This window comes from Ferrigenium sp. UT5 (assembly GCF_045866295.1).
In the GTDB taxonomy this organism is placed as follows: domain Bacteria; phylum Pseudomonadota; class Gammaproteobacteria; order Burkholderiales; family Gallionellaceae; genus Sideroxyarcus.
The window spans coordinates 1-26793 of sequence record NZ_BAAFRY010000020.1; the positions used below are offsets into that span (position 1 = coordinate 1).

The 26793-nt window shown below is 59.5% G+C and carries 41 protein-coding genes; 36 read left to right on the forward strand and 5 right to left on the reverse strand.

What is annotated here, in order from left to right; all coding sequences use genetic code 11:
• The 30 genes from ACKTSJ_RS08550 to rplQ form a co-directional block, all read left to right on the forward strand.
• Positions 1-604 (forward strand): EF-Tu/IF-2/RF-3 family GTPase (locus ACKTSJ_RS08550; RefSeq protein ID WP_407899300.1); only part of this gene is annotated, 604 nt, incomplete at its 5' end.
• Positions 605-792: 188 nt separating this feature from the next.
• A complete protein-coding gene (gene rpsJ / locus ACKTSJ_RS08555) occupies positions 793-1104 on the forward strand; it encodes a 30S ribosomal protein S10 (RefSeq protein ID WP_407899302.1) in 312 nt (103 codons plus the stop codon).
• 64 nt (positions 1105-1168) lie between these two features.
• Positions 1169-1813: a 50S ribosomal protein L3 gene (rplC, locus tag ACKTSJ_RS08560; RefSeq protein ID WP_407899304.1), complete on the forward strand. Its 645-nt coding sequence runs from the start codon at positions 1169-1171 to the stop codon at positions 1811-1813.
• Complete coding sequence (gene rplD / locus ACKTSJ_RS08565) at positions 1813-2439, forward strand: 50S ribosomal protein L4 (RefSeq protein WP_407899306.1); 627 nt, start codon at positions 1813-1815, stop codon at positions 2437-2439. Before rplC ends, rplD begins: the two co-directional genes overlap by 1 nt.
• Entirely contained in the window at positions 2436-2753 is a 318-nt protein-coding gene (rplW, locus tag ACKTSJ_RS08570) for a 50S ribosomal protein L23 (RefSeq protein WP_407899308.1), read from the forward strand. Before rplD ends, rplW begins: the two co-directional genes overlap by 4 nt.
• A gap of 3 nt (positions 2754-2756) precedes the next feature.
• On the forward strand, positions 2757-3584 hold the full coding sequence (gene rplB / locus ACKTSJ_RS08575) for a 50S ribosomal protein L2 (RefSeq protein ID WP_407899310.1): 828 nt from the start codon (positions 2757-2759) through the stop codon (positions 3582-3584).
• A 13-nt stretch (positions 3585-3597) separates the two neighbouring features.
• Positions 3598-3879, forward strand: a complete 282-nt coding sequence (rpsS, locus tag ACKTSJ_RS08580) for a 30S ribosomal protein S19 (protein ID WP_407899312.1) — start codon at positions 3598-3600, stop codon at positions 3877-3879.
• Between the two features lie 9 nt (positions 3880-3888).
• Positions 3889-4218 (forward strand): 50S ribosomal protein L22, encoded by a 330-nt coding sequence (gene rplV, locus ACKTSJ_RS08585; RefSeq protein WP_407899314.1) that lies wholly within the window; start codon positions 3889-3891, stop codon positions 4216-4218.
• A gap of 4 nt (positions 4219-4222) precedes the next feature.
• The gene (gene rpsC / locus ACKTSJ_RS08590) at positions 4223-4936 is read left to right on the forward strand and encodes a 30S ribosomal protein S3 (RefSeq protein ID WP_407899316.1); all 714 of its coding nucleotides are present in this window, start codon (positions 4223-4225) and stop codon (positions 4934-4936) included.
• Positions 4920-5336 (forward strand): 50S ribosomal protein L16, encoded by a 417-nt coding sequence (gene rplP / locus ACKTSJ_RS08595; protein ID WP_407899318.1) that lies wholly within the window; start codon positions 4920-4922, stop codon positions 5334-5336. The genes rpsC and rplP overlap by 17 nt, the downstream gene beginning before the upstream one ends.
• Positions 5337-5338: 2 nt before the next feature.
• Positions 5339-5533, forward strand: coding sequence for a 50S ribosomal protein L29 (rpmC, locus tag ACKTSJ_RS08600; protein ID WP_407899320.1), 195 nt, complete (start codon positions 5339-5341; stop codon positions 5531-5533).
• The gene (gene rpsQ, locus ACKTSJ_RS08605; RefSeq protein WP_407899322.1) at positions 5530-5775 is read left to right on the forward strand and encodes a 30S ribosomal protein S17; all 246 of its coding nucleotides are present in this window, start codon (positions 5530-5532) and stop codon (positions 5773-5775) included. Before rpmC ends, rpsQ begins: the two co-directional genes overlap by 4 nt.
• A gap of 153 nt (positions 5776-5928) precedes the next feature.
• A complete protein-coding gene (rplN, locus tag ACKTSJ_RS08610; RefSeq protein ID WP_407899324.1) occupies positions 5929-6297 on the forward strand; it encodes a 50S ribosomal protein L14 in 369 nt (122 codons plus the stop codon).
• Positions 6298-6317: 20 nt separating this feature from the next.
• Positions 6318-6629 carry a 50S ribosomal protein L24 gene (gene rplX / locus ACKTSJ_RS08615; RefSeq protein WP_407899326.1) on the forward strand — a complete coding sequence of 104 codons (312 nt, stop codon included), beginning with the start codon at positions 6318-6320 and terminating at the stop codon, positions 6627-6629.
• 10 nt (positions 6630-6639) lie between these two features.
• Positions 6640-7179: a 50S ribosomal protein L5 gene (rplE, locus tag ACKTSJ_RS08620; protein ID WP_407899328.1), complete on the forward strand. Its 540-nt coding sequence runs from the start codon at positions 6640-6642 to the stop codon at positions 7177-7179.
• A gap of 7 nt (positions 7180-7186) precedes the next feature.
• Positions 7187-7492, forward strand: a complete 306-nt coding sequence (rpsN, locus tag ACKTSJ_RS08625; protein ID WP_407899330.1) for a 30S ribosomal protein S14 — start codon at positions 7187-7189, stop codon at positions 7490-7492.
• 10 nt (positions 7493-7502) lie between these two features.
• Positions 7503-7898: a 30S ribosomal protein S8 gene (rpsH, locus tag ACKTSJ_RS08630; protein WP_407899332.1), complete on the forward strand. Its 396-nt coding sequence runs from the start codon at positions 7503-7505 to the stop codon at positions 7896-7898.
• A 10-nt stretch (positions 7899-7908) separates the two neighbouring features.
• Positions 7909-8442 carry a 50S ribosomal protein L6 gene (gene rplF / locus ACKTSJ_RS08635; protein WP_407899334.1) on the forward strand — a complete coding sequence of 178 codons (534 nt, stop codon included), beginning with the start codon at positions 7909-7911 and terminating at the stop codon, positions 8440-8442.
• A gap of 11 nt (positions 8443-8453) precedes the next feature.
• Positions 8454-8810, forward strand: coding sequence for a 50S ribosomal protein L18 (gene rplR, locus ACKTSJ_RS08640; RefSeq protein ID WP_407899336.1), 357 nt, complete (start codon positions 8454-8456; stop codon positions 8808-8810).
• 14 nt (positions 8811-8824) lie between these two features.
• Positions 8825-9349, forward strand: coding sequence for a 30S ribosomal protein S5 (rpsE, locus tag ACKTSJ_RS08645; protein WP_407899338.1), 525 nt, complete (start codon positions 8825-8827; stop codon positions 9347-9349).
• A 2-nt stretch (positions 9350-9351) separates the two neighbouring features.
• Positions 9352-9537: a 50S ribosomal protein L30 gene (gene rpmD / locus ACKTSJ_RS08650; protein ID WP_407899340.1), complete on the forward strand. Its 186-nt coding sequence runs from the start codon at positions 9352-9354 to the stop codon at positions 9535-9537.
• Positions 9538-9972 carry a 50S ribosomal protein L15 gene (gene rplO / locus ACKTSJ_RS08655; protein WP_407899342.1) on the forward strand — a complete coding sequence of 145 codons (435 nt, stop codon included), beginning with the start codon at positions 9538-9540 and terminating at the stop codon, positions 9970-9972.
• A 9-nt stretch (positions 9973-9981) separates the two neighbouring features.
• The gene (secY, locus tag ACKTSJ_RS08660; protein WP_407899344.1) at positions 9982-11280 is read left to right on the forward strand and encodes a preprotein translocase subunit SecY; all 1299 of its coding nucleotides are present in this window, start codon (positions 9982-9984) and stop codon (positions 11278-11280) included.
• A gap of 7 nt (positions 11281-11287) precedes the next feature.
• The gene (gene infA, locus ACKTSJ_RS08665; protein WP_407899346.1) at positions 11288-11506 is read left to right on the forward strand and encodes a translation initiation factor IF-1; all 219 of its coding nucleotides are present in this window, start codon (positions 11288-11290) and stop codon (positions 11504-11506) included.
• Between the two features lie 31 nt (positions 11507-11537).
• A complete protein-coding gene (gene rpmJ / locus ACKTSJ_RS08670) occupies positions 11538-11654 on the forward strand; it encodes a 50S ribosomal protein L36 (protein WP_407899347.1) in 117 nt (38 codons plus the stop codon).
• Between the two features lie 59 nt (positions 11655-11713).
• Positions 11714-12079 (forward strand): 30S ribosomal protein S13, encoded by a 366-nt coding sequence (gene rpsM, locus ACKTSJ_RS08675; RefSeq protein WP_407899348.1) that lies wholly within the window; start codon positions 11714-11716, stop codon positions 12077-12079.
• Positions 12080-12099: 20 nt separating this feature from the next.
• Positions 12100-12489, forward strand: a complete 390-nt coding sequence (gene rpsK, locus ACKTSJ_RS08680) for a 30S ribosomal protein S11 (protein ID WP_407899350.1) — start codon at positions 12100-12102, stop codon at positions 12487-12489.
• A gap of 12 nt (positions 12490-12501) precedes the next feature.
• Complete coding sequence (rpsD, locus tag ACKTSJ_RS08685) at positions 12502-13131, forward strand: 30S ribosomal protein S4 (RefSeq protein ID WP_407899352.1); 630 nt, start codon at positions 12502-12504, stop codon at positions 13129-13131.
• A 17-nt stretch (positions 13132-13148) separates the two neighbouring features.
• Positions 13149-14120 (forward strand): DNA-directed RNA polymerase subunit alpha, encoded by a 972-nt coding sequence (locus ACKTSJ_RS08690; protein ID WP_407899354.1) that lies wholly within the window; start codon positions 13149-13151, stop codon positions 14118-14120.
• A 45-nt stretch (positions 14121-14165) separates the two neighbouring features.
• Positions 14166-14558: a 50S ribosomal protein L17 gene (rplQ, locus tag ACKTSJ_RS08695; protein ID WP_407899356.1), complete on the forward strand. Its 393-nt coding sequence runs from the start codon at positions 14166-14168 to the stop codon at positions 14556-14558.
• A gap of 80 nt (positions 14559-14638) precedes the next feature.
• On the opposite strand, the gene uvrA is transcribed toward rplQ, so the two are convergent.
• Positions 14639-17455 (reverse strand): excinuclease ABC subunit UvrA, encoded by a 2817-nt coding sequence (gene uvrA, locus ACKTSJ_RS08700; protein WP_407899358.1) that lies wholly within the window; start codon positions 17453-17455, stop codon positions 14639-14641.
• Between the two features lie 88 nt (positions 17456-17543).
• Between uvrA and ACKTSJ_RS08705 the strand changes: the two genes are divergently transcribed.
• From ACKTSJ_RS08705 to ACKTSJ_RS08720, 4 genes are all read left to right on the forward strand, one after another.
• Positions 17544-18902, forward strand: coding sequence for an MFS transporter (locus ACKTSJ_RS08705; RefSeq protein ID WP_407899360.1), 1359 nt, complete (start codon positions 17544-17546; stop codon positions 18900-18902).
• 78 nt (positions 18903-18980) lie between these two features.
• Entirely contained in the window at positions 18981-19439 is a 459-nt protein-coding gene (locus ACKTSJ_RS08710; RefSeq protein ID WP_407899362.1) for a single-stranded DNA-binding protein, read from the forward strand.
• Between the two features lie 71 nt (positions 19440-19510).
• Positions 19511-20080, forward strand: coding sequence for a transcription elongation factor GreB (greB, locus tag ACKTSJ_RS08715; RefSeq protein WP_407899364.1), 570 nt, complete (start codon positions 19511-19513; stop codon positions 20078-20080).
• A 10-nt stretch (positions 20081-20090) separates the two neighbouring features.
• Positions 20091-21167, forward strand: a complete 1077-nt coding sequence (locus ACKTSJ_RS08720; RefSeq protein WP_407899366.1) for a calcium:proton antiporter — start codon at positions 20091-20093, stop codon at positions 21165-21167.
• Positions 21168-21181: 14 nt separating this feature from the next.
• Here ACKTSJ_RS08720 and ACKTSJ_RS08725 read toward each other — a convergent pair whose 3' ends face one another.
• From ACKTSJ_RS08725 to purM, 4 genes are all read right to left on the reverse strand, one after another.
• Complete coding sequence (locus tag ACKTSJ_RS08725) at positions 21182-22450, reverse strand: RsmB/NOP family class I SAM-dependent RNA methyltransferase (RefSeq protein ID WP_407899367.1); 1269 nt, start codon at positions 22448-22450, stop codon at positions 21182-21184.
• Between the two features lie 94 nt (positions 22451-22544).
• Positions 22545-23243, reverse strand: a complete 699-nt coding sequence (locus ACKTSJ_RS08730; RefSeq protein ID WP_407899369.1) for a DUF3108 domain-containing protein — start codon at positions 23241-23243, stop codon at positions 22545-22547.
• Between the two features lie 4 nt (positions 23244-23247).
• Complete coding sequence (gene purN / locus ACKTSJ_RS08735) at positions 23248-23895, reverse strand: phosphoribosylglycinamide formyltransferase (RefSeq protein ID WP_407899371.1); 648 nt, start codon at positions 23893-23895, stop codon at positions 23248-23250.
• Positions 23896-24936 carry a phosphoribosylformylglycinamidine cyclo-ligase gene (gene purM, locus ACKTSJ_RS08740; RefSeq protein ID WP_407899373.1) on the reverse strand — a complete coding sequence of 347 codons (1041 nt, stop codon included), beginning with the start codon at positions 24934-24936 and terminating at the stop codon, positions 23896-23898.
• A 63-nt stretch (positions 24937-24999) separates the two neighbouring features.
• Here purM and ACKTSJ_RS08745 point away from each other — a divergent pair, with 63 nt between their 5' ends.
• Both ACKTSJ_RS08745 and hda read left to right on the forward strand, forming a co-directional pair.
• Entirely contained in the window at positions 25000-26058 is a 1059-nt protein-coding gene (locus ACKTSJ_RS08745; protein WP_407899375.1) for an AI-2E family transporter, read from the forward strand.
• Entirely contained in the window at positions 26055-26744 is a 690-nt protein-coding gene (hda, locus tag ACKTSJ_RS08750) for a DnaA regulatory inactivator Hda (protein ID WP_407899377.1), read from the forward strand. Before ACKTSJ_RS08745 ends, hda begins: the two co-directional genes overlap by 4 nt.
• Positions 26745-26793 lie beyond the last annotated feature (49 nt).

Consider the following 26793-nt stretch of genomic DNA (forward strand, 5'->3'; position numbering starts at 1 on the left):
AGCCCTGGACACCTACATCCCGACCCCGGAACGCGCCATCGACGGCGCCTTCATCATGCCGGTGGAAGACGTCTTCTCCATCTCCGGTCGCGGCACCGTGGTGACCGGCCGGATTGAGCGCGGCATCGTCAAGGTCGGCGACGAACTCGAGATCGTCGGCATCAAGCCCACCCTCAAGACCACCTGCACCGGCGTCGAAATGTTCCGCAAGCTGCTGGACCAGGGTCAGGCGGGCGACAACGTCGGCGTGCTGCTGCGCGGCACCAAGCGCGAAGAAGTCGAGCGTGGCCAGGTTCTGGCCAAGCCCGGCTCCATCACCCCGCACACCAAGTTCACTGCCGAAATCTACGTGCTGGGCAAGGACGAAGGCGGTCGCCACACCCCGTTCTTCCAGGGCTACCGCCCGCAGTTCTACTTCCGCACCACCGACGTGACCGGAGCGGTCGAACTGCCGGCCGGCACCGAGATGGTGATGCCGGGTGACAACGTGAGCATTACGGTGAATCTGATCAACCCGATCGCCATGGAAGAAGGTCTGCGCTTCGCCATCCGCGAGGGCGGCCGTACCGTCGGCGCCGGGGTGGTTGCCAAGATCATCGAGTAAGAATCGCGCCGGGAAAATAGCGGGCACGGGATTAAATCATCCCGTTCCGTGTTTTAAGTCCGATGTTGCGCAACTTTGGGTTGCATCGTTTCGGGACACTGGATACAATGCGCGCCCTCGCGTGGCTGTAGTCCCGCGTTTTCGTTCTTTAAACCAGCGGCAATGCCGCATAGAAGCCAGAGAAGATTATGCAAAGTCAAAAAATTCGCATTCGCCTGAAGGCGTTCGACTACCGTTTGATCGACCAGTCTGCATTGCAGATTGTGGACACTGCCAAGCGCACCGGCGCGGTAGTCAAGGGGCCGGTTCCCCTGCCGACCAAGATCGAGCGTTTCGACGTGCTGCGTTCGCCGCACGTGAACAAGACTTCGCGTGATCAGTTCGAAATTCGCACCCACCTGCGCCTGATGGACATCATCGACCCGACCGACAAGACGGTTGACGCGTTGATGAAGCTGGATCTGCCGGCTGGCGTGGATGTGGAGATCAAGTTGCAGTAACCGTGGTTGCAGTATCCGAATCGGCCGACCAATTGAAGTCGGCCCCTTAATAAAGGAAATAAAAATGAGTTTAGGACTTGTCGGTCGCAAGATTGGCATGACCCGCATCTTTACCGACGACGGAACATCGTTGCCGGTGACCGTGCTGGACGTGTCCAATAATCGTGTTACCCAGATCAAAACCGCTCCCGTCGATGGCTACAGCGCAGTGCAGGTCGCGTATGGGACGCGCCGTGCCAGCCGCGTGACCAAGGCTGCTGCAGGGCATTTTGCCAAAGCGGGTGTCGAAGCGGGTAGCGTATTGAAAGAATTCACCGCCACGCCGGAGCAGCTCGCTGCGCTGACGCTGGGCGGCTATGTCGGCGTGGACTTGTTCCAGGTCGGGCAAAAAGTCGATGTGACCGGCGTGACGATCGGTAAGGGCTATGCTGGTACCATCAAACGTCACCACTTCAAATCGGGTCGCGCTTCGCACGGTAACTCCAAGTCGCACAACGTGCCGGGTTCCATCGGCATGGCGCAGGATCCGGGCCGTGTGTTCCCGGGCAAGCGCATGACCGGTCATCTCGGCGATGTGCAGCGCACCGTGCAAAATCTCCAAATCGTTCGTATCGACGCCGAGCGCCAGTTGCTGTTGGTGCGTGGTGCCGTTCCCGGTGCGCCTGGTGGCGACGTGATCGTGCGCCCGGCAGTGAAAGCGGGGGCATGATGGAACTTAAAGTAATCAATGAAAACGGCAAGCCGGGTGCGAGCATCAAGGCTTCCGATGACCTGTTCGGTCGTGAATACAACGAAGCGCTGGTGCACCAGCTGGTCGTGGCTTACCAGGCCAACGCGCGTTCCGCCAACAGCAAGCAAAAAGGGCGCAGCGAGATTGCCAAGTCCACGCGCAAGCCGTTCGCACAAAAGGGTACTGGCCGTGCGCGCGCCGGTATGGCCTCCAGCCCGCTGTGGCGAGGCGGCGGCAAGATTTTTCCGAACAGCCCGGACCAGAACTACAGCCACAAGATCAACCGCAAGATGTACCGCGCCGGTCTGGCTTCCATCTTCTCCAAGCTGGTTAGCGATGGTCGCTTGAGCGTGATCGAGGCTTTGTCGGTTTCGGCCCCCAAGACCAAGCTGCTGGCGGACAAGATCAAGGGGATAGGTTTGCAGGATGCGCGTCTGCTGATCATCACCGACAGCATCGACGAGAATCTGTACCTGTCGGCGCGCAACCTGCCCAACGTGCTGGTGGTCGAGGCGCATCAGGCCGACCCGGTCAGTCTGGTTCGTTTCTCCAATGTGCTCGTTACGCGCAATGCGATCGCAAAAATCGAGGAGTTGCTGGCATGACTACGACCAAATTCAATGAAGAGCGTTTGCTGAACGTGTTGCTGGCACCGCAGATTTCCGAAAAGGCAACTTTCGTTGCGGAGAAGAGCGGGCAGGTCATCTTTCACGTGGCAAGCGATGCGACCAAGCCGGAAATCAAGGCGGCCGTGGAAAAGCTGTTCAAGGTGACCGTTGAGGGCGTGCAGGTCAGCAACGTGAAGGGCAAGCAGAAACGCTTCGGCCGTTTCATGGGGAGTCGCAAAGACTGGAAAAAGGCCTACGTCAGCCTCGCCGCTGGCCAGGAAATCAACTTTGCCGCAAGTGAGCAGGGGTAAAACATGGCACTGATCAAACTCAAACCAACCTCGCCGGGCACACGTGCCGTCGTGCGCGTGGTCAATAAGGAGCTGCACAATGGCAAGCCGGTCGCTGCGCTGTTGGAGAAAAAAACGCGCACAGCGGGACGCAATCACAACGGCCACATTACCGTGCGCCATATGGGCGGCGGGCACAAGAAACACTATCGCCTGGTGGATTTCAAGCGCAACAAGGATGGGATTCCGGCTGTTGTCGAGCGTTTGGAATACGATCCGAACCGCAGCGCCCATCTGGCCTTGTTGTTGTACGCGGATGGCGAGCGTCGCTACATCCTTGCGCCCAAGGGAATTGCGGCCGGGGCGGAACTGATGAGCGGCTCGGAAGCGCCAATCAAGACTGGCAACACCTTGCCGTTGCGCAACATGCCGGTGGGTTCGACCATCCATGCCATCGAAATGCTGCCTGGCAAAGGGGCGCAGTTGGCGCGCTCTGCCGGTACATCGGTTCAGCTTTTGGCGCGTGAAGGCAGCTATGCTCAATTGCGCTTGCGTTCCGGTGAAATCCGCAAGGTGCACATTGATTGTCGCGCCACGCTGGGCGAGGTCGGCAACGGTGAGCACTTGCTGCGTTCGATCGGCAAGGCCGGCGCAAATCGCTGGCGCGGCATCCGCCCGACAGTGCGCGGTGTGGCGATGAACCCGGTGGATCACCCGCACGGTGGTGGCGAAGGCAAGACCGCCGCCGGTCGGCATCCGGTCAGTCCCTGGGGTGTTCCAGCCAAGGGGTATCGCACTCGTAGCAACAAGCGGACGAGCGGCATGATCGTGCGCCGCCGCTTTCAGGTTTAAGGGGTAACAGGATATGGCACGTTCTATCAAAAAGGGTCCGTTCGTTGACCTGCATCTGCTCAAAAAAGTCGAGACGGTGCGCGCCACCAGCGACAAGCGCCCGGTCAAGACCTGGTCGCGTCGTTCCGTGGTCTTGCCCGAGTTTGTGGGCCTGACCATCGCGGTGCACAACGGCAAACAGCACGTTCCGGTCTATGTCTCCGAAAATATGGTGGGGCACAAACTTGGCGAATTCTCTTTGACTCGCACCTTCAAAGGTCATGCTGCCGATAAAAAAGCAGTCGCCAAGAAATAAGGAGACATGATGAGTACAACAGCAGTCATTCGTGGTGTTCGTTTGTCGGCACAAAAAGCACGCCTGGTCGCAGACCAGATTCGCGGCCTGCCCGTGGCGCAAGCGTTGAACATTCTAACTTTCAGCCCGAAGAAGGGTGGCGCCATCCTCAAGAAGGCGCTTGATTCCGCCATCGCCAACGCTGAGCATAACGACGGCGCGGACATCGACGAATTGAAAGTCTCCACCATCTATGTGGACAAGGGCGCTTCTCTGAAACGCATGATCCCGCGCGCCAAGGGGCGCGGGACCGGCATCGAGAAGCAAACCTGCCACATTACGATCACCGTCGGGAGCTAACAGCATGGGTCAGAAAATTAATCCGATCGGGTTCCGTTTGAGCGTCCAGAAAAACTGGACATCCAAGTGGTATTCGAATAGCAAGAATTTCTCGGAGTTGTTGCTCAAGGACATCGAGGTTCGCGATTATCTGAAGAAAAAACTGGCAGGCGCCGGGGTTTCCAAGATTGTCATCGAGCGCCCTGCCAAGAATGCCAAGATCACCATCTATACGGCGCGACCGGGGGTGGTGATTGGCAAAAAAGGCGAGGATATCGAGAAGCTGCGTGCCGAGTTACGACTCCGCATGGGGCTGCCGGACGTAGGGCTCAACATCGAGGAGGTGCGCAAGCCGGAAATCGACGCGCAACTGATTGCCGAATCGATTACACAGCAACTGGAGAAACGCATCATGTTCCGTCGTGCCATGAAGCGCGCGATGCAGAACGCGATGCGTCTCGGGGCGCAGGGGATCAAGATCATGAGCGGCGGCCGTCTCAACGGCATCGAAATCGCCCGCACCGAGTGGTATCGCGAAGGACGTGTGCCTTTGCACACCCTGCGCGCCGACATCGACTACGGTTTTGCCGAAGCGAAAACCACCTACGGCATCATTGGGGTGAAGGTGTGGGTTTACAAGGGTGACCATACTGGTCAGCAGGAAGTTGCTGCTCCCGTTGTTGCCGAGCCAGAAAAGAAAGTAAGAAAGTCGGGAGCGAAACATGCTACAGCCAGCTAGAAGAAAATACCGCAAGGAACAAAAAGGCCGCAACACCGGCGTTGCAACGCGCGGCAACCAGGTCAGTTTCGGCGAATTCGGGCTCAAGGCCGTAGGCCGCGGCCGCCTGACTGCGCGTCAGATCGAGGCGGCGCGTCGCGCCATGACGCGGCATATCAAGCGCGGCGGCCGGATCTGGATCCGCATCTTCCCGGACAAGCCTATTTCGCAAAAACCGGCTGAAGTCCGGATGGGTAACGGCAAGGGCAATCCCGAGTACTACGTCGCCGAGATTCGTCCCGGCAAAATGTTGTACGAAATGGACGGTGTGCCGGAGTCGTTGGCGCGCGAAGCGTTCAAGCTGGCAACCGCGAAGTTGCCGATCGAGACGACCTTTGTCGTCAGACAGGTGGGGATGTGATCATGAAGGCGAACGAACTGAAGAAAAAATCGGTGGCTGACTTGCAGCAGGAGTTGCTCTCCCTGGGCAAGGCTCAATTCGGTCTGCGCATGCAGTTGGCGACCCAGCAACTGAGCAATACCAGCCAATTGAACACGGTGCGCCGCAACATCGCCCGGATTAAAACAGTATTGACAGAAAAAGGTGTGCAGCAATGAGTGCGACGAATCTGAAGCGTGCGCTGACGGGCACGGTTGTGAGCGACAAGATGGACAAGACGGTCACCGTGCTGGTGGAGCGCAAGGTCAAACACCCGGTGCTGGGCAAGGTGGTGCGTGTTTCCAAGAAATACCACGCGCACGACGAGAACAACGAATGCAACCATGGCGATGTCGTGACGATCGAAGAAACCCGGCCGCTGTCCAAAACCAAGTCGTGGCGCGTGGTCAAGACGGCTTGAGCACTGCTGGCAGCATAAATTAGAAATAGTGCTTGCGCAGGTTGGCAGGTTTGACTAGAATGCGCGGCTTCGTTTCACCGTCGCTTGCGGCGGCCTAACCCGAACGGGTTCCAAAACTAGCCGCCGCAGGCGGAAAAAGTTGGAGATTAAAAAATGATACAAATGCAGTCTGTTTTGAATGTAGCCGACAACACCGGTGCTCGTTCTGTCATGTGCATCAAGGTGTTGGGCGGTTCCAAGCGCCGTTATGCCGGCGTCGGCGACGTGATCAAGGTCAGCATCCGTGATTCCGCTCCGCGTTCGCGCGTTAAAAAAGGCGAAGTGTATAGCGCTGTCGTCGTGCGTACCGCCAAGGGCGTGCGCCGCTCCGATGGTTCTCTGATCAAGTTTGACGGCAATGCCGCGGTGTTGCTCAACAACAAGCTGGAGCCGATCGGGACGCGCATCTTCGGGCCGGTCACTCGTGAACTGCGCACCGAGCGCTTCATGAAGATCGTGTCTCTGGCGCCGGAAGTGCTGTAAGCGATAGTCGAGGATAAATCATGCGCAAAATCAGAAAAAATGATGACGTGATCGTCATCGCCGGCAAAGACAAGGGGAGTCGCGGCAGCGTGCTGAACGTCAGCGGCGACCAGGTGCTGGTGGCGGGGATCAACAAAGTCAAGAAGCACCAGAAGCCGAATCCAATGAAGGGTAGTGCTGGCGGTATCGTTGAAATCGAGAAGCCCGTGCATGTTTCCAATATCGCCATCTACAACGCGAGCAGCAAAAAAGCCGATCGCGTGGGCGTAAAGTCACTGGAAGACGGGCGCAAAGTGCGCGTGTTCAAGTCCAGCGGCGAAGTGATTGCGTAAGGGGTAACAAATGGCTCGTTTATACGACTACTACAAGAATACGGTGGCGCCTCAGCTGATGAAGCAGTTTGGCTACAAATCCGTGATGGAAGTGCCGCGCATCGAAAAAATCACCCTCAATATGGGGGTGGGCGAGGCGGTTGCCGACAAGAAGGTCATGGATCACGCGGTTGCGGACATGCAGAAAATCGCCGGGCAAAAGCCGGTGGTGACCAAATCCAAGAAGTCCATCGCCGGTTTCAAGATTCGCGAAAATTATCCGGTCGGCTGCAAGGTGACCCTGCGCCGTGATCGCATGTTCGAATTCATGGATCGCCTGGTGACGATTGCCATTCCGCGTATCCGTGACTTCCGTGGCATCTCCGGCAAGTCTTTTGATGGTCGTGGCAATTACAACATGGGCATCAAGGAACAGATCATTTTCCCCGAGGTCGAGTACGACAAGATCGACGCACTGCGCGGCATGAACATCACGATCACGACCACCGCAAAAAGTGACGAGGAAGCCAGGGCTTTGCTCATGGCGTTCAAATTCCCATTGAAGAATTGAGGGTGATATGGCTAAAACTGCTGTAATTAACCGCGACCAGAAGCGCCGCGAGGTCGTCAAGAAATTCGCCGCCAAGCGCGCCGAGCTGTTGGCGATCGCAAGCAATGTTTCGATCAGCGAGGAGGAGCGCTTTGCGGCCCGCCAGAAACTTCAGGCATTGCCGCGCGACTCCAGTCCGGTGCGTTTGCGCAACCGTTGCGCGCTGACGGGTCGTCCGCGCGGAGTGTTCAGTAAATTCGGTTTGGGGCGTACCAAGTTGCGCGAATACGCGATGCGCGGTGAAATTCCAGGTGTAGTTAAGGCCAGCTGGTAAGGGTGAATTTATGAGTATGAGTGATCCGATCTCCGACATGTTGACGCGCATTCGCAATGCGCAGATGGCGGAAAAAATAGTGGTTTCGATGCCTTCTTCCAAGATCAAGGTGGCGATTGCCAAGGTGCTGCAGGACGAGGGATATGTGGAGGGATTCAAGGTCGTGGACCATGACGGCAAACCCTCCCTGGAAATCGGTCTGAAGTACTACGCCGATCGTCCTGTGATTGAAAAAATCCAGCGCGTGAGCCGTCCGGGTTTGCGTGTCTATAAAGGCAGCGAGGATATTCCGCGCGTGATGAACGGTCTGGGAATCGCGATCGTTTCCACCTCCAAAGGTTTGATGACTGATCGCATTGCGCGCGCCAATGGAATCGGCGGCGAAGTTCTCTGCATCGTCGCTTAAGGGGGGAAACATGTCTAGAGTTGCTAAAAATCCTGTGCTGGTACCGTCCGGCGTCGAAGTGACGGTTGCAGCCGATAAAATCTCCGTCAAGGGTCCGTTGGGTACTTTGACCCAGGTGTTGAAGGGGGATGTGAAAGTCGAGCGCGAGGGCGATACGCTGTTGTGCAAGGCGGCTGATGAATCCAAGCAAGCCGATGCCCAATCGGGAACGCTGCGTGCCTTGCTGGCGAACATGGTGTCCGGAGTGAGCAAAGGCTTCGAGCGCAAGCTGACCCTGGTGGGTGTCGGTTACCGTGCGCAAGCTGCCGGCGATGCGCTGAATTTGACCCTGGGCTTTTCGCATCCCGTGGTGCACAAGATGCCCAAAGGGGTAAAAGTTGCGACACCGTCGCAAACCGAAATCGTGCTGACCGGTGCGGACAAGCAGCAGGTCGGACAAGTTGCTGCCGAAATTCGCGCTTACCGTGAACCCGAGCCTTACAAGGGCAAGGGCGTGCGATACGCGGATGAGGTGGTGATCCTGAAAGAAACCAAGAAGAAATAATCGAGGTTGATATGTTGAACAAGAACGAAGCGCGTCAGCGCAGAGGCCGTAAAACCCGTGCAAGGATCGCCCAGCAGAAGGCGGTTCGTCTGGCCATCCATCGCACCAATCTGCACATTTATGCACAGGTGATCTCTGCGGACGGGAGCACCGTGCTGGCAAGTGCCTCGACGCTGGAAGCTGAACTGCGGAAGGAGCTCGCCCACGGCGGCAATACCGCTGCCGCGGCGGCGGTTGGCAAGCGTATTGCAGAAAAGGCCAAGAGCGCAGGCGTAACTTCTGTTGCGTTTGACCGTTCCGGTAACAAGTACCATGGTCGCATCAAGGCGCTGGCGGATGCCGCGCGCGAAAATGGCTTGCAGTTCTAAATCTGGGGTGAATCATGGCTAAAGCGCAACAAGGCAAGAATCAGCAACAAGAAGATAAGGGCGACGGCCTCATCGAGAAGATGATTCACGTCAATCGCGTCACCAAGGTGGTCAAGGGCGGGCGCATCATGGGTTTTGCCGCGCTGACCGTGGTGGGTGACGGTGACGGCCGCGTCGGTATGGGCAAGGGTAAATCGAAGGAAGTTCCGGTTGCCGTACAGAAGGCGATGGAAGAATGCCGTCGCAAGCTGGTCAAGGTCAATCTCAAGGACGGGACGCTGCACCATGCTGTCGTTGGGCGTCACGGCGCCGCCAAGGTTGTCATGCTTCCGGCGTCGGACGGTACCGGGATTATCGCCGGCGGTGCGATGCGCGCGGTGTTCGAGGCGGTCGGCGTGCGCAACGTGCTGGCCAAGTGCATCGGCTCCAGCAACCCGTATAACGTTGTTCGTGCCACCTTGAACGGGCTGCTGGCTTTGAATTCTCCGGCAGAGATCGCCGCCAAACGCGGCAAAAGCGTAGAAGAGATCGCGGGGTAACCATGGCTCAAGCAAAAACATTGAAAGTTACGCAGATCAAGAGCGTCATCGGCACCAAGCAGTCGCATCGCGACACGGTGCGCGGCCTCGGTCTGCGCCGCATCAATCACACGGTTGTGGTGGAAGACACCCCGGCGGTGCGCGGCATGATTAACAAAGTGTATTACCTGGTCAAGTGCGAGGCATAAATGCAACTCAATCAAATCAAACCTGAACAAGGTTCCAAGCACGCCAAGCGTCGCGTCGGACGCGGCATCGGTTCCGGACTCGGCAAAACGGCGGGTCGCGGCCACAAGGGGCAAAAATCCCGTGCCGGCGGTTTTCATAAGGTCGGTTTCGAAGGCGGTCAGATGCCTTTGCAGCGCCGTCTGCCCAAGCGCGGCTTTGTTTCGTTGACGCGCAACGACACGGCCCAGGTACGCCTGTCCGATCTGGAAAAGTTGCCGGTTGACACGATCGATCTGCTGGTGCTGAAACAGGCGGGCGTCATTTCTGCCAATGCGCTGACGGCCAAGGTGATTTTGTCCGGAGAGATAACCCGTGCCGTCAAGCTGCAAGGCTTGGTGCTGACCAAGGGCGCGCGCGCCGCAGTCGAAGCGGCTGGCGGTTCGGTTGCGGAATAAGGATGCATGGTGAGTAAACCGGCAGTCAAAGCGAGATATGGTGACCTGGGTACCCGGCTGTGGTTCCTGCTGGGGGCGCTGGTGGTCTATCGCATCGGCGCGCATATCCCAGTGCCTGGTATCGACCCCAATGTGTTGGCGGATTTGTTCAAGCAGCAGCAAGGCGGCATTCTCGGCATGTTCAACATGTTTTCGGGTGGCGCACTGGAGCGCTTTACCATTCTTGCGTTGGGAATCATGCCGTACATCTCGGCTTCGATCATCATGCAATTGGCCGCGATTGCAGTGCCGCATCTGGAACAGTTGAAAAAAGAAGGCGAAGCCGGGCGGCGCAAGATTACCCAGTACACGCGCTACGGCACCCTGGTGCTGGCCTTGTTCCAGTCGTTCGGGATCGCGGTGATGCTGCAGTCCCAAAAGGATCTGGTGTTGCATCCCGGCGTCATGTTTCAATTGACTACGGTCGTCACGCTGGTTACGGGCACCATGTTTTTGATGTGGCTGGGCGAGCAGATTACCGAACGTGGCTTGGGTAACGGCATTTCGCTGATCATTTTTGCCGGGATTGCGGCGGGCTTGCCCAGCGCGATCGGCAAGACTCTGGAAATGGCGCGAACCGGCGCATTTTCCGTGCCGTTGGTGCTGGCCTTGTTTTTTGGCGCCATCCTGGTCACCGCGCTGGTGGTTTTCGTTGAGCGCGGCCAGCGCAAGGTCCTGGTCAACTATGCGAAGCGCCAGGTCGGAAACAAAATCTATGGCGGACAGAGTTCGCACCTGCCGCTGAAGCTGAACATGGCGGGTGTGATTCCTCCGATTTTTGCTTCGAGTATTATTTTGTTTCCCGCCACCCTTGCCGGCTGGTTCGGTTCCGGCGGGAGCATGCTGTGGTTGCGGGACGTGAGCGACAAACTCGCCCCGGGGCAGCCGATCTATGTGATGTTTTACGCGGCAGCGATCATATTCTTCTGCTTCTTTTACACCGCGCTGGTGTTCAGCCCGAAAGATACGGCCGACAATTTGAAGAAGAGCGGAGCGTTCCTGCCCGGGATTCGTCCCGGAGAACAGACCGCCCGTTACATCGAGAAAATCATGTTGCGCCTGACCATGGTCGGTGCGGTTTATATAACGCTGGTATGTCTGTTGCCGGAATTTCTGGTGGTCAAGTGGAATGTACCCTTCTATTTTGGCGGGACCTCGTTGCTGATTCTGGTGGTGGTAACCATGGATTTCATGGCGCAAGTGCAGTCGTACCTGATGACGCACCAGTATGAAAACCTGTTGAAAAAGGCCAATTTCAAAGCGAGTTGATTCGCGGATGGCAAAGGAAGATGTCATTCAGATGCAGGGCGAGATTGTGGAGGCCCTGCCCAATGCAACTTTCAAAGTGAAGTTGGAAAACGGTTTTGAGGTATTGGGACATATCTCCGGCAAGATGCGAATGCATTACATCCGGATTTTGCCCGGAGACAAGGTGACGGTTGATGTGTCGCCTTACGACTTGACCAGGGCGCGCATCGTGTTCCGTAGCAAGTAGTCGAAATTGAGAGAGAAGCAAGGAGAAGCAAATGAAAGTCCAAGCGTCCGTGAAAAAAGTGTGCCGCAACTGCAAGATTGTGCGGCGCAAAGGTGTGGTTCGTGTGATCTGCAGCAGTGATCCGCGCCACAAACAGCGCCAGGGTTGATTGAGTTTAATCGCCGCTGGATGTTAGAATTCGCAACTTTTGAACGATAGGGTAGCTGCATGGCTCGTATTGCCGGTGTAAACATTCCAAACCACCAACACGCTGAAATTGCGTTGACCGCCATTTATGGCATCGGACGGACCCGCGCGCAGCAAATTTGTGCTGCAGCCGGTGTCACGGTCTCGACCAAAATCAAGGACATTAGCGATTCCGAAATGGAAAGGCTGCGCGATGCAGTTGCCAAGTTCACGGTTGAGGGCGACCTGCGTCGTGAAGTGACGATGAATATCAAGCGGCTGATGGACATGGGCTGCTACCGCGGCTTGCGCCACCGTCGCGGCTTGCCCTGCCGCGGCCAACGCACCCGCACCAATGCTCGCACCCGCAAAGGTCCGCGCAAATCCATCGCCGGCGCGAAAAAGTAATTTAGTAGAGGACAGCAACCATGGCAAAGACCAGCACGAAAGTGCGCAAGAAAGTTAAGAAGAACGTTGCCGAAGGCATCGCCCACGTTCACGCTTCCTTCAACAACACCATCGTGACCATCACCGACCGTCAGGGTAACACCTTGGCTTGGTCCACCAGTGGCGCGCAGGGGTTCAAGGGCTCGCGCAAGAGCACGCCGTTCGCGGCGCAGATCGCTGCCGAAACAGTGGGTAAATCCGCTGTTGAGTGCGGGGTCAAGAATCTGGAAGTGCGCATCAAGGGCCCCGGCCCCGGACGCGAGTCCGCCGTGCGCGCCCTGAACGCAGCCGGCTTCAAAATCACCAGCATTTCGGACATTACGCCGGTGCCGCACAACGGTTGCCGTCCCCCGAAAAAGCGCCGTATTTAAGGAGTATGGATCTTGGCTAGAAATCTTGATGCAAAGTGCCGTCAGTGCCGCCGCGAAGGCGAGAAGCTGTTTCTGAAAGCTGAAAAATGCTTCACCGACAAGTGTGCGGTCGAGCGCCGCGCCTATCCGCCCGGCCAGCATGGCCAGCGCCGTAACCAGCGGGTTTCAGAATACGGCGGGCAACTGCGCGAAAAACAAAAACTGCGCCGCATTTACGGCGTGCTGGAAGGCCAATTCCGCCTGACCTACAAGCGTGCAGAAAGATCGCGCGGCATCACCGGCGAAAGCCTGCTGCAGATTCTTGAATCGCGGCTGGACAACGTCGCCTACCGTATGGGTTTTGGCGGTTCCCGTGCCGAAGCGCGTCAGACCGTGCGCCATAACAGCATCCTGGTCAACGGCAAGCGCGTAAACATTCCTTCATACCAGGTCAAGCCGGGGGACGTCGTCGAAGTCGCCGATAAATCCAGGAATCAGTTGCGCCTGAAATCTGCCCTGGAAGCAGCAGAACAACGCGGTTTCCCGGAGTGGCTTGAAGTGGACAGCAAAGCGTTCAAGGGCACGTTCAAGGCATTGCCGCAACGGTCCGAACTGCCGGCAACCATCAATGAGCACCTCGTTGTCGAGTTGTATTCCAAGTAATCAACGCGGAGTCGAATATGCCTACCAATAATTTGTTGAAGCCGCGCATTATCGATGTGCAGAACATCTCGGCGACCAAGGCCCGGGTGGTGATGGAGCCCTTCGAGCGCGGCTATGGCCATACGCTGGGCAATGCCCTGCGTCGCATCCTGCTGTCCTCGATGCCCGGCTATGCGGTGACCGAAGTCAAGATCGCCGGCGTGCTGCACGAATACTCGCCGATCGACGGCGTGCAGGAAGACGTGGTCGAGATTCTGCTGAACCTGAAAGGTCTTGTGCTCAAATTGCATGGCAAGCAGGAAGCCACGCTGCACCTGAAGAAAGCAGGTGCCGGAGTCGTGACCGCCGCAGACATCGAGGTCGATGCCGATACCGAAGTGATCAATCCGGATCACGTCATTGCGCATTTGACCGCCGGCGGCAAGCTGGACATGGAAATCAAGATCGAACAGGGCCGCGGTTACGTGTCCGCCATTTCGCGCCAGCAACCGGGTGCGACCAAATCGGTCGGCCATATCGCCCTGGATGCCTCCTTCAGCCCGATCCTGCGCGTCAGCTATGCGGTCGAAAGCGCCCGCGTCGAGCAGCGCACAGACCTGGACAAGCTGATCATCGATATCGAGACCAATAGCGCCATTGATCCGGAAGAGTCGATCCGTTATGCCGCGCGGATTCTGGTTGAGCAATTCTCCGTGTTTGCCGCTTTGGAAGGCACCCCTGCCCCGGTTGAAAAACCGCAGGCGCCGAAAGTCGATCCGATGCTGCTGCGTCCGGTGGACGATCTTGAACTGACTCCGCGCTCTTCCAACTGTCTGAAAGCGCAGAGCATTCATTACATCGGCGACCTGATCCAGTACACCGAAGCCGATCTGTTGCGCACGCCGAACCTGGGCCGCAAATCGCTCAACGAGATCAAGCAAATTCTGGCCGAGCATGATCTGTCGCTGGGCATGAAGCTGGAAAACTGGGCGGCAGTGTCCGAGAAATAAAGCCTGACTGGTTGAAGCCGGTTCAGAAAGCAAAAGAGGAAAATCATGCGTCATCGTTTAGGACTTAGAAAACTCAATCGCACCAGCAGCCATCGTTTGGCGATGTTGCGCAACATGACCGTTTCGCTGCTGCGTCACGAAGTCATCAAGACCACCTTGCCCAAGGCAAAGGAACTGCGCCGCGTGGCAGAACCGATCCTGACCCTGGGCAAGAATCCGAGCCTGGCCAACCGCCGTCTGGCGTTCGCCCGTCTGCGCGACCGCGAGATGGTGAGCAAGCTGTTCGACGAACTTGGCCCGCGCTATGCAGCCCGCAACGGCGGCTACTCGCGCATCCTCAAATTCGGTTTCCGCAAGGGCGACAACGCCCCGATGGCGCTGGTCGAACTGCTGGACCGCCCGGCAGAAGCGCAGCCGGTCGAAGTCGCCGGCGAGTAATTTTCGCCGCAAGCAAGCAACGAACAAGGCCGGGTTATCCCGGTCTTGTTGTTTTCGCCCTTTCATCCCCCGCTGCCAACCTATCCAAGCAGTTTCTTCAGGTACGGCCCGGTCACGCTATCCTTGTTGGCCGCGATCGTCCTGGGCGAACCCTGCGCCACGATGCGGCCGCCGCCGTCGCCGCCTTCCGGTCCCAGATCGATCACCCAGTCGGCGGTCTTGATCACATCCAGGTTGTGTTCGATCACCACCACGGTATTCCCCTGATCGCGCAGTTTGTGGACCACTTTCAGCAGCATGTCGATATCGTGGAAATGCAGTCCGGTGGTCGGTTCGTCGAGAATGTAGAGCGTGCGCCCGGTGTCGCGTTTGGAGAGCTCCAGCGACAGCTTTACGCGCTGCGCTTCGCCGCCGGAAAGGGTCGTGGCACTCTGTCCCAAGGTGATGTAACCCAGGCCGACGTCGAGCAGGGTCTTCAACTTGCGCGCGATGACGGGCACGGGTTTGAAGAACTCGTACGCCTGTTCCACCGTCATGTTCAGCACTTTGTGGATGTTGGCTCCTTTGTATTGCACCTCCAGCGTCTCGCGGTTGTAGCGCTGGCCGTGGCATACGTCGCACGGTACATACACGTCGGGCAGGAAGTGCATCTCCACCTTGATCACGCCGTCGCCCTGGCACGATTCGCAACGTCCGCCCTTCACGTTGAACGAGAAGCGTCCCGGGCCGTAGCCGCGTTCGCGCGAGGTCGGCACGCCGGCGAACAGGTCGCGGATCGGGGTGAACAGCCCGGTATAAGTCGCCGGATTGGAGCGCGGCGTGCGTCCGATCGGCGACTGGTCCACGTTGATGACTTTGTCGAAGAATTCCAGTCCGGTCATCTCTCGGTACGCTGAGGGCTCGGCATTGCTGCCGTACAGATGCTGTGCCACGGCGTTGTAAAGCGTGTCGTTGATGAGCGTTGACTTGCCGGAACCGGAAACGCCGGTGATGCAGGTGAGCAGGCCTACCGGCAGATCCAGCGTCACCTCTTTTAGATTGTTGCCTGAAGCGCCGATGATTTTCAACCTGCGTTCCGGGTCGGGCTTGCGATAAGTCTTCGGTGGCTGGATGCGCTTGCGTCCCGAGAGGTAATCGCCGGTCAGCGACTGCGGGTTGGCGACCACTTCCTTTGGCGTGCCTTGCGCCACCACGGTGCCGCCATGCTCGCCCGCACCCGGCCCCATATCGACCACATAATCGGCGGTACGGATCGCGTCTTCGTCATGCTCCACCACGATCACGCTGTTGCCCATGTCGCGCAGGCGCTTCAGCGTATCCAGCAAACGATCGTTGTCGCGCTGGTGCAGACCGATGGAGGGTTCGTCCAGCACATACATTACGCCGGTCAGCCCGGAACCGATCTGCGAAGCCAGGCGGATGCGCTGCGCCTCGCCGCCGGAGAGTGTCTCGGCAGAGCGTTCCAGCGACAGGTATTCCAGTCCCACGTTGTTCAGGAAGGTCAGGCGGCTGGCGATCTCCTGCACGATCTTCTCGGCGATGGCCTGCTTGTTGCCAGGCAGCTTCACCTCGCTGAAAAAAGTCAGCGCCTGCTTCAGTGGCAGTGCGCTCAATTCATAAATGGTCTTTTCTGCGACGCGCACATGGCGCGCTTCCTCGCGCAGGCGCGTGCCCTTGCACTCCGGACACGAACACGAGTTCAGGTACTTCGCCAGCTCCTCGCGCACGGTCGGCGATTCCGTCTCCGTGTAGCGCCGTTCCAGATTGTTCACGATGCCCTCGAAGGCATGCTCGCGCAGCATCTTCTTGCCGCGCTCGTTCATATAGGTGAAAGCGATTTCATCGCGCCCGCTGCCGTACAGCACAACTTTCTGGATCTTCTCCGGCAGGCTCTCGAACGGACGCTCCAGGTCGAAGTCGTAATGCTTCGCCAGACTGTCCAGCATCTGGAAATAGAACTGGTTGCGCCGGTCCCAGCCCTTGATCGCGCCGCCGCTCAAAGACAGATTGGGGAAAGCCACGATGCGCGCCGGATCAAAGAACGAGATCACGCCCAGGCCGTCGCACTTCGGGCATGCGCCCATCGGACTGTTGAACGAGAACAGGCGCGGCTCCAGTTCCTGCAGCGAGTAGTTGCACACCGGGCAGGCGAACTTGGCCGAGAACAGGTGTTCCTTGCCGGTATCCATCTCCACCGCCAGCGCGCGGCCGTCGGCATGGCGCAACGCCGTTTCAAAGGACTCCGCCAGCCGCTGTTTGATGTCCGGCGAAACTTTCAGCCGGTCCACCACGATCTCGATGGTGTGCTTCGAGTTCTTCGCCAGCTTGGGCAGCGCATCCATCTCGCACACCTTGCCGTTCACGCGCAGACGCACGAAGCCCTGCGCGCGCAACTCGTCGAACAGATCAGCCTGTTCGCCCTTGCGCTCCACCACGATGGGCGACAGGATCATCACCTTTGTACCTTCCGGCAACGCGAGAACCGAGTCCACCATCTGCCCCACCGATTGCGCCTGCAACACGATGTCGTGCTGAGGACAATACGGATCACCCGCACGCGCGAACAGCAGACGCAGATAATCGTGAATCTCGGTGACGGTACCCACAGTGGAACGCGGGTTGTGCGAAGTGGCCTTCTGCTCGATGGCGATGGCAGGCGAGAGCCCCTCGATCAGGTCCACATCCGGCTTTTCCATCAACTGCAAAAACTGGCGCGCATAGGCCGAGAGCGACTCCACATAACGCCGCTGCCCCTCGGCATACAGGGTATCGAATGCGAGTGAGGACTTGCCCGAACCGGAAAGTCCGGTGATCACCACCAGCTGGTTGCGCGGCAGATCGAGGCTGATGTTCTTGAGATTGTGGGTGCGTGCACCGCGGATTTTGATGTATTCCATGGATCATGCGTCGGGTTGGGCGACCTGCTAATATACGCGACTTCGAAAAAGATTCCAAAGTGCATTCATGCCCGTTTCATCTTCCGCAATGACACCAATCGAACGCCGCGCCAGCATTGGCTTGGCAGGCATCTATGGCCTGCGCATGCTGGGGTTGTTCATCATCCTGCCGATCTTTGCGCTGTATGCCGAGCAACTGCCGGGCGGGGAAAGCCATTTCCTGATCGGAGTCGCGCTGGGGGCCTACGGGTTGACGCAGGCAATTTTGCAGATCCCGGCGGGATGGCTGTCCGACCGTTACGGGCGCAAGCCGGTCATCATCGTCGGGCTGCTGCTGTTCGCGGCGGGCAGTTTCATCGCAGCGTCGGCGGACGACATCTACTGGATCATTGCCGGGCGCGTGATCCAGGGCGCGGGGGCGATCAACGCGGCGGTGATGGCGCTGACGGCCGATCTCACGCGCGAGGAACATCGCACCAAGGCGATGGCGCTGATCGGCATGACCATCGGCGTGACGTTCTCGCTGTCGATGGTGCTGTCGCCGATCTTGTACCGGCTGATTGGCATGTCGGGGATGTTCGCGCTGGTCGGCATCCTGGCCTTCGTCTCCATCGCGGTCGTGATCTGGTTCATTCCCAGGCCGGCAATCACCCGCTTCCATTCCGACACCGAGGCCAACACCGGGAAACTGAAAGAGGTTTTGCACAATGCGGATCTGCTGCGCATGGACTTCGGCGTATTCACCCTGCACGCGATCCTGATGTCGGTGTTCATGCAGGTGCCGTTCATTTTGCGCGCCGACGGGCTGGATGCGCAGCACCAGTGGCAGGTCTATCTGCCGGTGATGCTCATCGCCTTTGCGCTCATGGTGCCGCCCATCATCATCGCGGAGAAGAAAGCGAAGATGAAGCAGGTGTTCATGCTGGCGATCGGATTGGCCGCGGTGGCGCAACTGGGCATCCTGTTCTTTCAGCATAGCGTGTGGGGCGTGGCGCTTTCATTGCTGGTGTTCTTCACCGCGTTCAACGTGCTGGAAGCGACGCAACCTTCCATTGTCAGCAAGATCGCGCCGCTGGCCGCCAAGGGTACGGCGATGGGAGTGTTCAGCAGTGTGCAGTTCCTGGGCGCGTTCTTCGGCTCGGCCATGGGCGGGCTGTTGATGCAGTTCTACGGGGGCAACGCGGTACTGGTGTTCGCGGTGTTCATGCTGCTGCTCTGGCTGTGGGTGGCCTCGTCCATGCGCCCGCCGCAGGCGCTGATGACCAAGATGTACCACCTGCCGGAACTGGACGAGACGGCGGCAAGCACATTGCGGCAGTCTCTGGCACAATTGCGCGGCGTGCGCGAAGTGCTGGTCCTGGCGAACGAACAGGTTGCGTGTCTCAAGGTCGAGATGAGCGGGTTCGACGAGGACGCGGTTGAACAAAGGGTGAAGCGGCGCGCATAGCGCGTTCCCCCGTCCCCCGCTTTTCCGGTGGCGAGGGGCCATTGCGAAAAATCTAAATACTTAATATGGGAGCATGACATGTCGGTGAACAAGGCAATCCTGATCGGGCGTCTGGGCAAGGACCCGGAGACCCGTTACATGACCAACGGCGAGGCGGTGACCAATGTCTCGCTGGCGACCTCCGAGAACTACAAGGACAAGAGCGGCGAGAAACAGGAGCGTACCGAGTGGCACAACCTGGTGTTCTACCGCCGCCTGGCCGAGATTGCGGGCGAATATCTGAAAAAAGGTTCACTGATTTATGTCGAAGGCCGCATCCAGAACCGCAAATATCAGGACAAGGAAGGCCGCGACCGCTACATCTCCGAGATCGTGGTCAACGAAATGAAAATGCTGGGCAGCAAGTCCGGCGGCGGCAGTTTCGAAGTGGTCGAAAACGCTTCGCCCGCACCGGCACGCAGCGCTCCGGCGGCCAAGCCCGCCGCACCTGCGGACAAGAGCAGCTTCGACAACTTCGACGACGACATTCCGTTCTGAGATTCCAATTTCACCCATGCCATCACCCTGAAAGGTCGCCGGTTTGCGGCCTTTCTTGATTTTGAGGAACCATGAGCAAAGCCTTCACGCGCGAGAACGATGCAGCCGGGGATGACGACGACGAAGGTGCGTCGCTGCCCGCATTGCCGGTGGGCGCAAAAAATTACCTGACGCCGGCCGGCTACGCCAAGCTGAAGAATGAATACCTGCACTTGCTCAACGTGGAGCGCCCGGCACTGGTGCAGACGGTGTCTTGGGCCGCTTCCAACGGCGACCGCTCGGAGAACGGAGATTACATCTACGGCAAGAAGCGTCTGCGCGAAATCGACCGTCGCCTGCGTTTTTTGGCCAAGCGCCTGGAGCATTCGCAGGTGATTGATCCCGCGCAACGCGGGGCATGCGAGCAGGTTTTCTTCGGCGCCACCGTGACCGTGCTGCACGGCGATGGCAGCGAGCGCACCTATTCCATCGTCGGCATCGACGAGGCGAATCCGGCACGCGGCCACATCAGCTGGGTGTCGCCGCTGGCGCGGGTGCTGCTCAAGGCGCGCGTGGACGACACGGTGCCTTTGCCGTTGCCCGGCGGAGTGGATGAGGTGACGGTGATTGAAGTGGCGTATTGCGAGATCGATGCGGACTGAAGGGATGAACATGAAACTATTCAAGGCGGAATTTCCCATTGCGTGGGCGCTGGTGGTGCTGGGGGTGGGGCTGATGATCGAGCACGCTGCGGTGGCCAGTGGCGGAGCTCTGTTGTGGGGCCTGTTGCTGGGAATCCTGGCGGCGATCATCGGCGTCGCCTTCCGCATCGCGCACCATGCCGAAGTGCTGGCGGTGCGCCTCGGGGAGCCCTACGGTACGCTGATTCTGACCTTGGCGGCGGTGTCGGTCGAAGTGGTGATCCTGGTCGTGCTGTTGCAGGGGGCGCCGAATCCGACGCTGGCGCGCGACACAGTGTTCGCCGCAGTGATGTTCGATATCAACGGGATTCTCGGATTGGCGGCCATCGTCGGCGGACTCAGGCACGGGCAGACCAAGTACAACATCTCTTCGGCCAATTCCTTCATCGCCATGCTGCTGGTCGCGATCGGCATCGGCATGTTCATTCCGGATTTCGTCCCCGATGCGCAATGGAAGGTCTATTCCGTGTTTTCCGTGCTCGTGATGGCCTTGATGTACGCCGCTTTCCTGCGCCTGCAAACGGTAGAGCACCGAACCTTCTTTGAATACTCCGCAATGACCGGGGACGAGGTGCATGACGTGGCGCACAGTCCGAATGCGCTGCACGTTGGCGTGTTGCTGGCCGCCATCGTGCTGGTCGGATTGCTGTCCGAAGTGTTGTCGGTGCTGCTGGATGCCGGGCTGGCCGGCAGCGGTTTGCCCAAGGCGATTCCGGCGGTGCTGGTGGCGCTGATCTCCGCCAGTCCGGAGATTCTCACCGCACTCAAGGCGGCGCAGCAGAATCGCATGCAGACCACGGTCAACATCGCGCTCGGTGCCTCGCTGGCCACGGTGTTACTCACGCTGCCGGTGATCGAAGCGATCGCGCTGATCAGCGGTGAGCGCATCGTGATGGCGCTGACGCCGCTGCAGGCCGGCTTGCTGTTGCTGACTTTCCTGTCGGTGATGAACAATCTGCACGATGGCGAGACGAATGCCATCGAGGGGGTCAGCCATTTTGCCCTGTTCGGCGCGTTCGTTGCGCTGGTGGCGCTGGGACTGCTGTAGCGCGGGGAAGGAAGTCAGGTCGCGCGTTCCAGCACGGCGGCGAAGAAGCCGTCGGTGTCATGTTGCCGTGGCGTGAGCTGCAGGTAATCGCCCATCGGCAGGTCGATGTGTTGCTGCTTCAGGACTTCGCCCGCGGGGAGCAGTGAAAACTCGGGATGGGACGAGAGGAAGGCGGTCACGATGTCCTGATTTTCTTCCTGCAACAGACTGCACGTCGCATACACCAGGCGGCCGCCTTTCTTCAGCAGACGCGCGGCGGAATCCAGGATCGCGCGCTGCTTCCCGTTCAGTTCGGCCACGCTCTGCGGCGACTGGCGGAACTTCAGGTCGGGATTGCGGCGCAGGGTGCCGAGTCCGCTGCACGGCGCATCCACCAGGACGCGGTCGATCTTGCCCGCAAGACGTTTCACTTTCTGGTCGTTCTCGTGCGCAATCAGTTGCGGTTGCACATTGGACAGGCCCGAGCGCTTCAGGCGCTGCTTCAGGTTGGTCAGGCGTTTCTCCGAAATATCCCACGCATACAAGCGTCCCTGCGAATTCATCAGCGCGCCCAGCATCAGCGTCTTGCCGCCCGCGCCGGCGCAGAAATCCACCACCATGTCGTTGCGTTTCGGCGCGAGCAGCAGGCCCAGCAACTGGCTGCCCTCGTCCTGCACTTCGAATTTTCCGGTCAGGAACAGCGCGTGTTTGTTCAATGCCGGTTTGTCCTTGAGGCGAATGCCGTAGGGTGAGTAGGGCGTGGCGGTTGCGCTCAATCCTTCGGCCTGAAGCGATTGCAGCACCTCGTCGCGATTGGCGAGCAGGCTGTTCACGCGCAGGTCGAGCGGGGCCGGGTGTTGCATCGACTCGCCCAGCGCGAGGATTTCTTCGTCGCTGTGGTGAAGGCGCAACTTGTCGACGATCCATTGCGGTAGTTCGGCCTGCAGCGGGAGCAGTAGTTCTTCGGCGCGGATCGCCTTCACGCCGCGCAGCCATTCCGCTTCCTGCGGGCGCAACAGCGGTTGCAGCTCGCGCAGGTTGTAGCCGCCAAAGCGCATCCAGTACGCCAGCGCCATGCGGCGCGCGGTGGCCTGACCTTTGCCGTCTGTGGTGCAGGCGTGTTCCAGCAGGAGGCGGTGGCGCAACACGCCGAACAGCGTTTCCGCCACCAGCTTGCGTTCGTTGGAGCCGATGCGCTCTTCCTGAAAGAAGTGGCGCAGCACGGCATCGGCCGGATGGTCCATTTTGAGTGCGGCGCGCACGGCCTGCACCACGAGGTCGAGCCGGTATTCGGTCAGCAGCATGGGGATCCTTGAGTGTTCGGTGGGCGGACGGATTGACCGGCGGCAGTGCCGCGTTCAAGACCCTCCGGTTGTGTCGCGATAGGCGCGGACGAGATCACGGCTCGATGTCGAGTTTGCGCAACATTTGCATGACCTGGCTGCCGTTGTCTTCGGTCAAGGCCATTTTCGCGGGAAAGAAATCATGGTCGATGGCGAGCCAGATTTCGGATTTCCACGGGGTGGCTTGCGGCGGCGTGTGCAGGTAGTAGCTGCGTACCTCGCCGAAGGGCACTTTCACGGTCCGGGTCGGATCGAGCAGGTAGTCATACGGCTGCAATTTACTGCCGTTGGTCACCTGCAAATCGAGTTTCAGCCGGGCACGGGGCGGCACAATGACGAACTGATACATCGCGCTCAGGCGGTCCTGGGTATGCGCCGGGAGCGGCATCCGGCGGAACCCTGCGCGGTCGCTCACGGTCAGGGTGTGATGCTCCCAGTCGAAGTCGGCCCGGGTATTCTTTTCCGGGGATTTGGTGCGGCTTTGGGTGAATTTGTGTGGCCGCAAACCGTCGTCGGCAACCTCGCCTTCACTGGTGATTACCGTGGTCTCGGGCTGGAACAGGGCGAGCAGGCCGACCGGTTTGATCACGCTCTGGATGCGGTACTGGTTGTCGCGGCGCACAAACACTTCATGCACATCGTGCATTTTTATGCCCCGAACCAAAACATCATATTCGGCTTCGATGCGGGTCGGCGTCCCCGCATGGGCGGCACAAGACAGGCAGTACAGGATGAGGAGAGACGAGACGCGCATCGGCTCAATCAAGTCCGGGAGAAATCAGGGGGCCGCCCATTTGTTCCGGGGGCGCGATGCTGACGCGACCCTGCGGGTTCAGTCTCACCCGATCGTGGCACAACCAGCGGATCGCCTGCGGGTAGATACGGTGTTCTTCGTGCAGGACCCGGGCGGCCAAGGTTGCTGCGGTATCGTTCTGCGATACCGGCACGGCGGCCTGGATGATGATGGGGCCGTGGTCAAGATCGGCGGTGACGAAATGCACCGTGCACCCATGCACCCTCACTCCGTCCCGCAATGCCTGCTCATGCGTATGCAGCCCGGCATAGGCGGGCAACAGCGAAGGATGGATGTTGATCAGGCGACCCGTGTAACGCGCGACGAAGGCGGGAGTCAGAATCCGCATAAAACCTGCCAGCACCACCAGATCAGGCGTGTGCCGGTCGATTTCCGCCGCCAGCGCGGTATCGAAGCATTCGCGGTCGGCGTAGTCGAGATGCGACACCACGGCGGTCGCTATGCCGTGCGCGCGTGCCGTCTCCAGTCCCTGCGCATCCGTCTTGTTGCTGATCACGGCGGCAATGCGGCACGGCAGCTTGGCATGCAGCAACGCTTCCATGTTGCTGCCGCGACCTGAAATGAGGATGACGATGTTCTTCTGTGCAGGCATTTATTTGACTTGCGTCTGATGCTCGGAGCCCGCGCGCGCGCGGATGACGCCGATGCGCGCTACGGTTTCGCCCGCACCCTGCAGATGTTTGATGGCAGCGTCCGCATCGGCAGCGGCTACGATCACCACCATGCCGATGCCGCAGTTGAAGGTGCGTAACATTTCCTGCGCCTCGACGTTGCCGCCTTCGCGCAACCAGTGGAACAGCCTGGGCATCTGCCAGGTTTTGCTGTCGATGTCGGCCACTACGTTGGCGGGCAAGACGCGCGGCACGTTCTCGGTGATGCCGCCGCCGGTGATGTGCGCCATGCCCTTGACGGTGAGGGACTGCATGAGCGACAGCAGCGGCTTCACGTACAAACGGGTGGGCGCCATGATGCAATCGGCCAGCGTGCGGTCGCCGTCGAATTTGGCGTTCAGATCGGGATGCGAACGTTCGATGATCTTGCGCACCAATGAGTAGCCGTTGGAGTGCGCGCCGTTGGAAGCCAGTCCCAGCACCGCGTCGCCGGCGACGATATGCTCGCCGGTGATGATCTTGGATTTTTCCACCACGCCGACCGCGAAACCAGCCAGGTCGTATTCGCCCACCGGGTACATGCCGGGCATCTCGGCAGTCTCGCCGCCGATCAATGCGCAACCGGAATCTTCACAGCCCTTGGCGATGCCCTTGATGACTGCGGTGGCAGCGGACACGTCCAGCTTGCCGCAGGCGAAGTAGTCGAGGAAGAACAACGGCTCGGCACCCTGCACCAGAATATCGTTCACGCTCATGGCGACCAGGTCGATGCCGACGGTGTCGTGGCGGTTCAGCTCGAAAGCCAGCTTGAGTTTGGTACCTACGCCATCGGTGCCGGAGACCAGCACAGGCTCTTTATATTTCTTCGAAATCTCGACCAGTCCGCCAAAACCGCCGATGCCGGACAGGACTTCCGGGCGCAGGGTGCGCTTGGCGTAAGGCTTGATGTTCTCGACCAGTTGGTCGCCCGCGTCGATATCGACACCGGCATCACGATAGGAGAGGGAGGAATTCTGGCTCAAGTTGAGTTCTCGCTTTCTGGCAGGTAAAGTGCAGCACGTTTTTCGCCGCGGATTTTACCCGAAATGACCTTGTCCCGCTTTGCTGCCGTGCAATGGCTGACCGTCGCGGTCGTCATTGCCGCCCTGCTTTATCTGCTCGGGCCGATCCTGACGCCGTTCGTCGCGGCCGCCGTCCTGGCTTACATCTGCAATCCGCTGGCGCAGCGGCTGCGCGGCTGGAAGCTGTCGCGCACGCTGGCGACGCTGCTGGTGATGGGAGGGTTGCTGTTGCTGGCCGTTCTGCTGCTGTTGATCATTCTGCCCTTGCTGGAAAAGCAGTTCGGTCTGTTCGTACAGCGTGTGCCGGACTGGATCGAATCGGTGCGCGTCCATTGGTTGCCGTATTTGCAGCAATGGCTCGGCGCGGGTGTGGAATGGGACAGCCAGACCGCCAAACGCCTGCTTCTAGATTCCTGGCAGGGCGCGGACGGGGTTGCGGGAAGGCTGCTGCCTTGGCTCGGGAGCGGCGGCGGGGCGATCGTGGGCGTGCTGGCCAATCTGCTGTTGATCCCGCTGGCGATGTTCTATTTTCTGCGGGACTGGGAAACGATGCTCGCCCGGCTGGACGAGATGATTCCCCGCCGGTGGCAGGGCAAAGTGCGCGCCATCGCCGGTGATGTGGACCGCGTTCTGGCGGAGTTCCTGCGCGGGCAGATATCCGTCATGCTGCTGATGAGCGCGTTCTACGTGGTGGCGCTTTGGCTGGTCGGACTGGAGTTTGCCCTGCCGATCGGCCTCGTGGCCGGCATGCTGGTATTCGTGCCCTATTTGGGCATGATCCTCGGACTATTGCTGGCCACGCTGGCGGCCGCGATGCAGTTCACCGCATTCGGCAGCCTGCTGCTGGTGTGGATGATGTTCGGGCTGGGGCAATTCCTTGAAGGCTTCGTCGTCACGCCCCGGCTGGTGGGCGACCGCATCGGCCTGCACCCGCTGGCGGTAATCTTCGCCCTGCTTGCCTTTGGCCAGTTGTTCGGTTTCTTCGGTCTCCTGCTGGCGCTGCCGCTGGCCGCCATCGCGCTGGTGGCGCTGCGCCATCTGCGCCAGTCCTATCTCGCCAGCGCGATGTATAAACAGCCATGACCCAACTATTGCTGGGGATCGTCCCCGAATGGGTGCCGACGCTGGACAACTTCGTCGCCGGGCGCAATGTCGAATTGCTGTCCGCCCTGCGCCATGCGCTGAAAGAGGAGCACAGCGGGCAGGCATTCTGCCTGTGGGGCGCATCGGGCAGCGGCAAGAGCCATTTGTTGCAGGCGGTGGCGGGGCAGGCGCGGGCAGGCGGAAGGAGTGCGCACTATGCCGTCAACGCCGTGCCGCCGCCGGCGCAAGTGGTGGCAGTGGACACAGTCGAAACGCTGGACGAGGCGGCGCAGATTGAACTGTTCGCCCTCTACAACCAGATGCGAGACAGCGGCGGCCTGTTGCTGGTGGCGGGAACGCAGGCGCCGGCACAGATGGCGCTACGCGATGATCTGCGCACCCGCCTCGGTTGGGGGCTGGTGTACCAGGTACACGCCCTGGACGACATCGAGAAAGCACAAGCGTTGCGCCAGCACGCGCAGGCACGCGGGTTTGTCCTGTCACCCGAGGTCGTGACCTATTTGCTGCGCCACGGGCGGCGCGACCTGCCTTCGCTACTGGCGGTCGTGAATGCCCTCGACGAGCACTGCCTGCGTCTGCAACGTCCGGCATCGGTGCCGTTGCTGAAGGAAGTAATGGCGGGTGTTGGCGCAGTCAGGGGGAGCGCCATTTCGCCGGTGGAATAAGCGGATTGGCATGGCTCATGCGCCTTCTGTGGCGCGGCAGCGGATGCGG